The 9504-nt window shown below is 37.2% G+C and carries 12 protein-coding genes, 1 pseudogene and 1 riboswitch; of the genes and pseudogenes, 5 read left to right on the top strand and 8 right to left on the bottom strand.

What is annotated here, in order from left to right; genetic code table 11:
• Positions 1–97 precede the first annotated feature (97 nt).
• The 5 genes from ACIR131C_RS0100470 to ACIR131C_RS0100450 all read left to right on the top strand — a co-directional run bounded on the left by ACIR131C_RS0100470 (position 98) and on the right by ACIR131C_RS0100450 (position 1642).
• Positions 98–322: a type II toxin-antitoxin system MqsA family antitoxin gene (locus tag ACIR131C_RS0100470; protein WP_028088659.1), complete on the top strand. Its 225-nt coding sequence runs from the start codon at positions 98–100 to the stop codon at positions 320–322.
• A 13-nt stretch (positions 323–335) separates the two neighbouring features.
• Positions 336–650, top strand: coding sequence for a hypothetical protein (locus ACIR131C_RS0100465; protein ID WP_028088658.1), 315 nt, complete (start codon positions 336–338; stop codon positions 648–650).
• Positions 651–662: 12 nt separating this feature from the next.
• On the top strand, positions 663–923 hold the full coding sequence (locus ACIR131C_RS0100460) for a ribbon-helix-helix domain-containing protein (protein ID WP_028088657.1): 261 nt from the start codon (positions 663–665) through the stop codon (positions 921–923).
• 69 nt (positions 924–992) lie between these two features.
• Positions 993–1232, top strand: a complete 240-nt coding sequence (locus ACIR131C_RS0100455) for a hypothetical protein (protein ID WP_028088656.1) — start codon at positions 993–995, stop codon at positions 1230–1232.
• Positions 1229–1642 carry a putative toxin-antitoxin system toxin component, PIN family gene (locus ACIR131C_RS0100450; protein WP_028088655.1) on the top strand — a complete coding sequence of 138 codons (414 nt, stop codon included), beginning with the start codon at positions 1229–1231 and terminating at the stop codon, positions 1640–1642. The genes ACIR131C_RS0100455 and ACIR131C_RS0100450 overlap by 4 nt, the downstream gene beginning before the upstream one ends.
• 89 nt (positions 1643–1731) lie before the next feature.
• Here the strand turns inward: ACIR131C_RS0100450 and ACIR131C_RS0100445 are convergent, their stop codons facing one another.
• The 8 genes and pseudogenes from ACIR131C_RS0100445 to ACIR131C_RS25840 all read right to left on the bottom strand — a co-directional run.
• Complete coding sequence (locus ACIR131C_RS0100445; protein ID WP_028088654.1) at positions 1732–2943, bottom strand: acetate kinase; 1212 nt, start codon at positions 2941–2943, stop codon at positions 1732–1734.
• A 188-nt stretch (positions 2944–3131) separates the two neighbouring features.
• Positions 3132–3776, bottom strand: a complete 645-nt coding sequence (locus ACIR131C_RS0100440; RefSeq protein ID WP_028088653.1) for a universal stress protein — start codon at positions 3774–3776, stop codon at positions 3132–3134.
• A 158-nt stretch (positions 3777–3934) separates the two neighbouring features.
• Positions 3935–4047: riboswitch (cyclic di-AMP (ydaO/yuaA leader) on the bottom strand.
• A 330-nt stretch (positions 4048–4377) separates the two neighbouring features.
• Complete coding sequence (locus tag ACIR131C_RS0100435; RefSeq protein WP_028088652.1) at positions 4378–4731, bottom strand: type II toxin-antitoxin system HicB family antitoxin; 354 nt, start codon at positions 4729–4731, stop codon at positions 4378–4380.
• A complete protein-coding gene (locus tag ACIR131C_RS0100430; RefSeq protein ID WP_028088651.1) occupies positions 4728–4982 on the bottom strand; it encodes a type II toxin-antitoxin system HicA family toxin in 255 nt (84 codons plus the stop codon). The genes ACIR131C_RS0100435 and ACIR131C_RS0100430 overlap by 4 nt, the downstream gene beginning before the upstream one ends.
• Positions 4983–5150: 168 nt before the next feature.
• Positions 5151–6152, bottom strand: a complete 1002-nt coding sequence (locus ACIR131C_RS0100425; RefSeq protein ID WP_028082603.1) for a transaldolase — start codon at positions 6150–6152, stop codon at positions 5151–5153.
• 124 nt (positions 6153–6276) lie between these two features.
• Complete coding sequence (pyk, locus tag ACIR131C_RS0100420; protein WP_028088650.1) at positions 6277–7707, bottom strand: pyruvate kinase; 1431 nt, start codon at positions 7705–7707, stop codon at positions 6277–6279.
• Positions 7708–7867: 160 nt separating this feature from the next.
• On the bottom strand, positions 7868–8893 hold the full coding sequence (gene gap / locus ACIR131C_RS0100415) for a type I glyceraldehyde-3-phosphate dehydrogenase (RefSeq protein WP_028088649.1): 1026 nt from the start codon (positions 8891–8893) through the stop codon (positions 7868–7870).
• Between the two features lie 295 nt (positions 8894–9188).
• A pseudogene (locus ACIR131C_RS25840) lies at positions 9189–9504 on the bottom strand (hypothetical protein); the annotation flags it as partial.

Genomic DNA, 9504 nt, shown 5'->3' with positions numbered 1-9504 from the left:
AAATCATCCGTGATTATTGTGTATCTTAATGTCTCATTCTTAAGTTAAATGACTATAATATTTGGTTAGATGGTTTTACAACTAGGAGACAAAAATAATGAAATGCGTAATTTGTAAACATGGAGAAACTAAACCCGGTTTAGTCACCGTCACCTTAGAAAGAGATGAATGTATTATTGTCTTGAAAAAAGTTCCCGCAGAAATTTGTGATAACTGTGGTGAATATTATTTAAGTGATGCAGTTACCGAACAAGTTTTAGACAAAGCAGAATTAGCAATTACTAAAGGAGCCGAATTAGAAATCATTAGATATGCAGCTTAAACTTCTAAAATATATGACTACTCAAATTAATGTTCCTCCTGCTGTTGATTATGCACCTCTGGAATTACAAGGGGAATTAATAGCTATGCAAGAATTAACGATTGAGGAATTATTAAATATTGCCCAAAGTCAAATTCCAGAAATTCAGCAAGAATTACATTTACAACTGTTAGAAAAAAATCAAAATAATCAATTAAGTGAATCTGATAGGTTATTGTTGAAATCTCTACGAGTGAGTGCTGATTATTTAATGTTGAAAAAAGCTTATGCTTATGCACTTTTAAAGTCTAAAGGTTTTTCTCTTCCAGATTTTGAGCAATTAGTATAAAAAGGTAAAATTATGAATATCGAAATTAAACCTGAATTAGAGCAAATTATTCAAGCGCAAATTGCCACAGGTAGATATACAAATCCTGAAGATGTAATTAGTAAGGCGTTAAAATTGCTTTTGGAGTGGGATAAGGGTTATCAGAATTGGGTGGAAGAAACACGGGAAAAGGTGGATGTTGCTATTGAACAATTAGATAGAGGTGAAGGTATTAATGGGGAAGTTGTGATTTCACAATTGCGGGATAAGTTGCGTCAAGCGAGAGAGAGATAAGGATGAAAATACATATCATTTGTCCAAAATTATTATACAATATATATAGGATAAATAGCAGAATAAATTATGAATGCGTACAAGACTTATATCACCATTGAAAACCCTAAGCAGGTGGTTTTATCTGATTTACCTTTTCAGGTTGGACAGCGTGTGGAGATTATTGTTTTAGCTGAAGATAACCCGCAGGATACAATTAGTAATAAATTGCGGAATTTATTTGATAAAACTCAAGCTATTCCTGGTGTCGAACAGGTTACAGATGAGGAAATAGCGGCAGAAATTGAAGCTTATCGGCGTGGGGAATGAAAGTTATTATTGATACTAATGTTTTAGTTTCTGCTGTTCTCAAGGGGAGAGAACCAAGGGAAGTTATTCAATTTGTTGTGGATAGTCCTAATTGTGAGTGGGTTGTTTCTGAGGAAATTTTAGCAGAGTATCAGGATGTATTAAGTCGGAAGAAGTTTAAGTTGACTGATGAAGTTAGAAAAGAATGGTTAGATGTTATAGATTTGGTGACTACATTAGTTGATGTTCAGGTAACAATAGATTTTGCTAGAGATACAAAGGATGAAAAGTTTTTAGCTTGTGCGATCGCAGCAGGAGCAGATTTTTTGATTACTGGAGATGCTGATTTTAATCAAGCACAGAATTTAGTGAATACTACTATTGTTTCTGTGTCTATGTTTAAGCGGTTGGTTTATGATTTTAGGGGATAATCTAATCAGGAGATTAGAAATCGCAGCTATACAAACAAAGTCTACCTACATAAGGCTAAAGCCTACCATTTTTTGTGACAATTGTAATATTATTGCAGTAATTTGTAACATTGTTGCGCTATTGCCCAATCTTCTTGAGTTTCTACGACTAAAACGCGCACCATTGAGTCAAATGTAGCAATATCAATATCAACAGGTTGTTGTTGATTTTTCTCTAAATCAATTTCCAGTCCCAAAAATCCCCAGGGTTCACAAGCAGCTTTGCGTATTTCTGCGGATCTTTCTCCTATTCCAGCAGTAAAAACTAGTACATCTAATCCAGCTAAACTAGCCAGCATTGCGCCGATACCAGACCGGAGGCGATGTACGTATATATCCCAAGCCAATTGGGCGCGTTTATTACCTTGTTCTTTGGCAGCTATTACATCCCTTAAATCACTTGATATTCCAGAAATACCTCGTAATCCTGAAAGTTTATTTAACATAATATCTAATTCTTCACTAGAGTAATTATACTGTTGCCATAAATAAATTAAAATACCTGGATCAATTGAACCACTGCGGCTACCCATCATTAAACCATCTAGGGGAGTAAATCCCATTGTTGTATCAATACTGCAACCATTTTTGATGGCAGCTAAGGAACAACCATTACCTAAATGACAAGTAATTATCCGCAGAGATGGTAAATCTTGACCAAGAATTTCCGCAGCCCGATTAGCACAATACTGATGACTAATGCCATGAAATCCGTAACGGCGAATACCTTTTTCTGCGAAATTATATGGAATTGGATAGATGGCGGCTGCATCTGGTAAGGTGTTATGAAATCCAGTATCAAAAACTGCGACTTGAGGAATATTTCCCAAACTTTTTTCTATAGCTTCAATACCTGCCAAAGCGGCTGGATTGTGTGCTGGTGCTAAATTGCATAAACGAGCGATCGCCTGTTTGACATCTTCAGTAATTATTACAGCTTCTTTGTACTCTTGACCACCATGTACTACCCGATGTCCTACCACATCAATCACTGATAAATCATCAATTACCTGAGTTGCACCATGTATGAGAGTAGACAACAAATAAGCAAATTGTACTTGCGGGGAATCACTGACAATAGTTTCTTGTAGAGTTGCACCGATAGCCGTTTTAACTGTAATTTCCGCCTGATTTTTGTCTTCAGTCCAGTTGATTTTCCCTTCCCAGAGGGGTTGGGGTGCTAGAGGAGGAATTGTGGTTGTCATGTCATACAGACAACTCTTTTGGCTGCTAGAACCGGCATTGAGGACAAGTATTTTCATAAATTCAGATTTACGCCCTGTACTGATTTACCGCGACAAATTTAAGTTAGGAATTGATAAAAAAGCCACTTAAAGTATAAGTGACTTTTTCATAATTTCAATTTAATTCCCAGTCATTGAAAAAAGAGATTAAGTAGGTGAATGGAAAAAAATACTTGTCATAACGACAATTTTTAACGCCAACCTGCTTATTTATCAAGACAATGGGGAATACCTAACACTGCACAAGGGAAATTTTTACCTAATGTTTCAATCATGGGATGATCAGTAGATTTGCAGCCTAAAAAGAGAATATCAGCGGTTTCTAATTGGACAACTTTTTTAAGTTCTTTAGCAACATTACCAAAGCGCAGATGAGAACTAAATGAACCTTGCCATTCTTCAGCGAGAGTTTTTGCTTGCCAAATAATTCTATCTGCTTCCTGGAGAGAAGTTCTAGATTCTCTTTCTAATTGCGGTAAAATTGCTGTTCCTTTTGAGCGATTTAATCCCCATGCAACTGACTTTGATGTATTTCCCAATTGATATTCTAATTGAGCTTGATTTTCAGGAACTTTGAAAATATCAAGAGACTGATGATTGAATTTTTCTTCTACTACATAAACAGCTTGAACTGTAATTTGATAGTTAGTAGCTAAAGTCGTTTGGTGGGCAATCCAAAAAGCAATATCTAAGGCTGTATGACTTTGAGGAGAACCATTATAAGCGACAATTAGATTAGCTGATTTCGCCTTTGAACCTTTTTTAGCAGATGATTTTTGAGTTCCTGGCAGTAAAACCATTTGTTCAATTAGGTCATCACGACCGATAGCACTTTGTAAACGTGCCAATATTGGTTTAATTTTCACAGTTTTAACTTCTCTCCCTTGAAACAATTGACCGATGAGAAGCGGGGATGACAATTTTAAATTTTAGATTTATCTGTAATCTAAAATTTAGAATTTATTAAGGAAGACCCAATCATAACTGGTATTACAGCCAAGATTTTGGGAGTTCCTTCCATTGCTGACGGAGTTAGCTGACGGGCTAAGACTGGAAGGTGTCTCTCATAAGATTAGCCCCAAATACTTGGTTCCTCCGCTTCAAATTCAGTTTGGATGAATTTGAATTAAGCTACCCACTAAAAATATAGTGACAGTATTACACTAGGTTGAGATAAAGTCAAGTTTAAGAATATTGAGGATATGCTTGTATTTAAGAGCTTGATTTATAATTTTTTCCAATTTTACCCATATTTAATGATTTAAACTATTTTGATCTAGCCAAAATTCACAAGTTATTATTTAGCCATAATTGGTGATTAAACCCAGATTCCGCATCATTGGGAACTGGAAATTTTAGTTAAAGTAATTTAGACTGAGATTATCCTCTGCTGCTCCCCGTGCAAATTGCTTAAATCGTTGCTTTAACAGTGTATCTCATATCCGTAATTTCTTAAGCATTTTCCAACGATTCCCCCTTCAAATAACGTTCCAGTGCATCAGTCACCAACTTATTCAGATTCACCCCCCGTTGTTGAGCAAATAAGGCCGCTTGACGATGAAGTTGACTACCTACACGCACATTAAAACTACCCTTAAACGGCTTCTCAGGCTCAATACTTTTTTCTTCACATAGAGCCAAATAATCATCAACTGCTTCCTGAAAACTAGCCCTGAGACTAACTACATCTTCCCCTTCAAAACTAATTAAACTGCGGATATATTCTACCTGTCCGTAGAAGATTTTATCGTCATCACTATAGTGAATAGACCCGAAATAATCCTTGTATTGCATCATGTTATTCATAGCAATTCTTCCCCTTGGAGAATCTCGATAATCTGTTGAATCTGATATCGTTTGAGAATATTTTGAGGATGGGGTTTATGTAACGTAATAATCACTCCCGTATCATTGAGAAAACGCCGCCGAGAACCCCCCGTTTTTCCCGTGCTGACTTCCTCAAACCCAAAACCCGAAAGCAAGCTGACTAATTCCTCCCAGGTGAAATCCTTGGGAATGCTAAGAAACCGCTTAATTAATTTCTCCCTGCGGGTCATGAGAACTCCCGACTGCTTACTTCCATTATCTACCGTTGATTAACCCTCAGAAAAATTTGGCCATTAAAATTAGTTACATTATCACAACGACCATCATCAAAAACTAAAAACAGATGTAGAGACGTTCCATAGAACATCTCTACAGGGGTTTCAAAGCACCGACATTGATTAAGCGGTGACTTTCTGACTTTCCAAACGAGTCAATCTTTCAGCTAATAGTTGTTCCAAGGAAATTAAGGCCTTGGTAAAACCATCAATACCTTCTGCTAGTTTATCAGAAGCCATGCGATCGCCATTGTGCATTTGCTCAAAAGTCGCTTTATCAATGGAAATTTTCTCAATTGATAAATCTGCTACCTTTGCCGGATCAAGTTTTCTGGGTAATTCCCCCACAGTATTTTGCAATTCTGCCAATAAACCGGGAGAAATAGTTAACAAATCACAACCAGCCAATTCAGTAATCTCGCCCATATTACGGAAACTAGCACCCATCACCTCAGTTTGATAACCAAACTTCTTAAAGTAGTTATAAATGGTGGTGACAGATAATACCCCTGGATCTTCCGCTGCGGGGTAGCTAGTGCGGCCTGTATCCTTCTTATACCAGTCAAGAATACGACCAACGAAAGGAGAAATCAAAGTTACACCAGCTTCCGCACAGGCGATCGCTTGATGCAGACCAAACAGTAAAGTTAAGTTACAGTGAATACCTTCTTTTTCCAAAATTTCCGCAGCCTTTATACCTTCCCAAGTAGCTGCAATCTTAATCAAAACCCGCTCTTTGGCAACACCAGCGGCTTGATACTGACCAATCAAATCCCGTGCTTTTGCTACAGTTGCATTTGTATCATAAGATAACCGCGCATCTACCTCTGTAGACACACGACCGGGGATAATCTGCAAGATCTTTAATCCAAAGGATACCGCCAAACGATCAAAAGCCAGAGATACCACCTGTGCTTGACTAGCACCTACACCAGCATCTTTTTTAGCTTTGAGTAGCGTTTGATCAACTATATCCTGATATTCCGGCATTTGCGCCGCAGCAGTAATCAGTGAGGGATTAGTAGTAGCATCTTGAGGTGTAAACTTTTCAATTGCTTGAATGTCTCCAGTATCCGCTACCACAACGGTCACTGCCCGTAGTGCTTCTAGTAAGTTTTTAGGCATAACATACTCCAATGTCAATGGTCAGTAGTCAGTGGTCAAGGAACAGGGAACAAGGAACAGGGAACAGGAAACAGGGAATTAGGATTTCCCAATTAGGAATTATCAACTACCCATTTTAGAGGTGTCAAGGCGTAATTGGCTGTCCAATAGAATGCACTTTAATTAAATTGGTTGTTCCAGGTGTACCAATAGGAACACCAGAGGTAATCACAACCTTATCCCCTTCCTTAACTAAACCACTATTGACAACTGTGTCTACCACATTAATAAACATTTCTTCAGCATTGCGAACAGGTTGAATAAGTAGGGGTTCTACACCCCAGGATAAAGCCAATTGACGGTAAGCGGTACAATCAGAGGTAAGAGCAATAATTGGCGTGCTGGGACGGTATTTAGACACCAATTTGGCTGTGCCTCCTGATGTAGTATTACACAAAATTGCTTTAGCACCAGTTTCATAAGCAATGCGACATACCGCTTGAGACACTGATTCTGTCACTGTCAAACTACCGGCTTTTGGTACCCAAGAATGTCTATTTCCCTCTTGTAATGCTGTTTCTGTTTGTAGTGCAATATTGTGCATGGTTTGCACCGCAGCAATAGGATATTCACCCATGGCTGTTTCTCCAGATAACATAACCGCATCTGTGCCATCTAAAATAGAATTAGCAACATCTGTAGCTTCAGCGCGAGTAGGATCTGGCGCACTAATCATTGATTCTAGCATTTGCGTAGCTGTAATTACCGGTTTACCAGCTTGATTACAACGACGCGCAATTTCTTTTTGAATCAGCGGAACTTGATAAATAGGTACTTCTACTCCTAAATCACCACGAGCAATCATAATTCCGTCAGCAACTTCTAGAATAGCATCTAACTGTTCTACTGCTTCTGCTCTCTCAATTTTAGCAATTAACCGAATTTTTGAACCAGCACCCTCAATCATTCTCCGTGCAGGTTCGAGGTCTTGAGGAGAGCGTACAAAAGAAACCGCCACCCAGTCTACACCTAATTGTATCCCAAAGCGCAAATCCATTAAATCTTTTTCAGTAATCGAACTTAGAGGTAAAGGAGTTGCGGGTAAATTTACACCTTTATGAGAAGAAACCAAACCGCCAATATTAACATGAGCGCGAATTTTATCAGCGTCACGACTAGTAACAGTTAATTTTACTCGACCATCATTAATTAAAATTGGTTCACCACATCGCATCATAGCAAATAAGGTTGGTAGCGGTAAGGGTAACTCATCAACACTTTCACCCTTTTCTTGTAAAAGAAATGTCACCTCACTACCAGCCTCTAACATTAACCCTTCTGGTGGTAATTTTCCCAAACGAATTTTTGGACCACACAAATCTTGCATTATAGCAATAGGTTTGTTTAAGTCATTACCAATACGCCGTAAATTTTGAAAAACCTGAGCGTGAGCATCATAAGCACCATGAGAAAAATTTAATCGCGCCATATTCATTCCCGCTCTGACTATAGCTTCTAATTTCTCAGGTGAAGATGTAGCAGGTCCAATAGTACAAACAATTTTAGTGCGACGCATAATTGTGTAAGGAATAATGGTAAAGTAGCACACCCCATTAAGCCCTTATTTAAAACAATTAACTATGGATAGGCAAACAAAGCTAATTGATTGTCAACAATTAACAATGAATAATTAACAATTGAGAATTGATAATTACCAATTGACAATGAATAACTATCTAAATTAATTGTTCTTTTTTCGCCATTGATAAGATTAAATCAACAACACGGTTAGAATAACCCCATTCGTTATCATACCAAGACACAACCTTAAAGAAATTAGAATTAAGTTCAATTCCCGCTCCTGCATCAAAAATGCTAGAATGACAATTACCCTGAAAATCTGTAGATACTACTTCTTCATCTGTGTAACCTAACACACCAATTAAATTACCTTCCGCAGCTTTTTTCATTGCTAGACAAATTTCTTTGTAAGAAGTAGCTTTAGTAGTTTTAAAAGTTAAATCAACTACAGAAACATCAGGAGTAGGAACTCTAAAAGCCATACCAGTTAATTTACCCTTTAATTCTGGTAATACTAAAGCCACCGCTTTAGCAGCCCCCGTAGCCGAAGGAATAATATTTTGAGACGCACCTCGTCCACCACGCCAATCTTTACGACTAGGACCATCTACCGTAGGTTGAGTTGCAGTCATAGCGTGAACTGTAGTCATTAAACCTTCAGCTAAACCAAAATTATCATTAATGACCTTAGCAATAGGTGCTAAACAATTTGTAGTACAACTAGCATTGGAAACAATTAAATCTTTAACGGGATCAAACAAGTGATGATTTACACCCATCACCATAGTTTTTACTTTTTCCGGTTCTTTTGTTGGTGCAGAAATTACAACCCGTTTTGCACCCGCTTTAAGATGATTTTCAGCCCCAGCATAATCAGTAAAAAGTCCAGTAGATTCAACCACATAATCTACACCAAACTTACCCCAAGGTAGTTCCGCAGGATTTCGCATAGATACACAAGGAATAAAATGACCGTCAATAATAATACCGTCTTCCTTAGCTTCAATCTGACTTTTTAATCTACCGTGAGTAGAATCATACTTGAGAAGATACGCAAGATTATCAGGAGGAACTAAATCATTAATTCCCACAAACTGAATATCAGGATTATTCAAACCAGCGCGTAGCACAAGTCTACCAATACGACCAAATCCATTAATACCAACTTTCAACTTAGTCAAAATTAAACCTCCCGTATTAGGAACTTCAGCAATAACTGGCCGGGTTAATTCTAGTCCGACTTAGTTAATTCTTACAGTTACAAAAGGCATAAAGTTGATTTAACTGGCATATTTTAAGGTTTAATTATTAGTCATGGGTTATTTGCATGATCCGATACATTATTAAAATATCTGTATATTTGTTATGACTTACCGAAAATATCTCTAAAACCCTCTTGTCTTCGTTTTCTTCGTTCCTTCGTGGTTAATTCCTTCCTGAATTGTGAGTAAGTCCTATGTATATTAAATTAATATTTTACCTTTTCCCTAACTTCCAATTTTCACCACCAGGTAACTGAATTAAAAGTTCAGCAATAGCTTTTGGTAAATCTTTAACAGAATATACATAAGTCAATTCCAAAAATTTCTTAGCAATAGAAATTACCTCGTCTCTATTAACCATTTCCGCTAATTGAAATTCATTATACATCCCACCGAAAACTTCTAAACTAGCATCAGCTATAGCTAATTCAATTTCATCTTCTAACCAATTATCCCATTCATCTTGATTGATATAATAGGATTTTTTATTTTCTTTGAGATTAATATCTTGAATTTCTATTAATGAATTG

Source organism: Dolichospermum circinale AWQC131C, assembly GCF_000426905.1.
Taxonomy (GTDB): Bacteria; Cyanobacteriota; Cyanobacteriia; order Cyanobacteriales; family Nostocaceae; genus Dolichospermum; species Dolichospermum circinale.
The sequence above is the reverse complement of the archived record's forward strand: the minus strand, read 5'-3'. Positions and strand labels throughout refer to the sequence as shown.

Coding starts and splice junctions, on each gene's coding strand:
- ACIR131C_RS0100470 (WP_028088659.1), top strand. CDS start 98: ATGAAATGCGTAATTTGTAAACATGGAGAAACTAAACCCGGTTTAGTC.
- ACIR131C_RS0100465 (WP_028088658.1), top strand. CDS start 336: ATGACTACTCAAATTAATGTTCCTCCTGCTGTTGATTATGCACCTCTG.
- ACIR131C_RS0100460 (WP_028088657.1), top strand. CDS start 663: ATGAATATCGAAATTAAACCTGAATTAGAGCAAATTATTCAAGCGCAA.
- ACIR131C_RS0100455 (WP_028088656.1), top strand. CDS start 993: ATGAATGCGTACAAGACTTATATCACCATTGAAAACCCTAAGCAGGTG.
- ACIR131C_RS0100450 (WP_028088655.1), top strand. CDS start 1,229: ATGAAAGTTATTATTGATACTAATGTTTTAGTTTCTGCTGTTCTCAAG.
- ACIR131C_RS0100445 (WP_028088654.1), bottom strand. CDS start 2,943: ATGAAAATACTTGTCCTCAATGCCGGTTCTAGCAGCCAAAAGAGTTGT.
- ACIR131C_RS0100435 (WP_028088652.1), bottom strand. CDS start 4,731: ATGAATAACATGATGCAATACAAGGATTATTTCGGGTCTATTCACTAT.
- ACIR131C_RS0100430 (WP_028088651.1), bottom strand. CDS start 4,982: ATGACCCGCAGGGAGAAATTAATTAAGCGGTTTCTTAGCATTCCCAAG.
- ACIR131C_RS0100425 (WP_028082603.1), bottom strand. CDS start 6,152: ATGCCTAAAAACTTACTAGAAGCACTACGGGCAGTGACCGTTGTGGTA.
- pyk (WP_028088650.1), bottom strand. CDS start 7,707: ATGCGTCGCACTAAAATTGTTTGTACTATTGGACCTGCTACATCTTCA.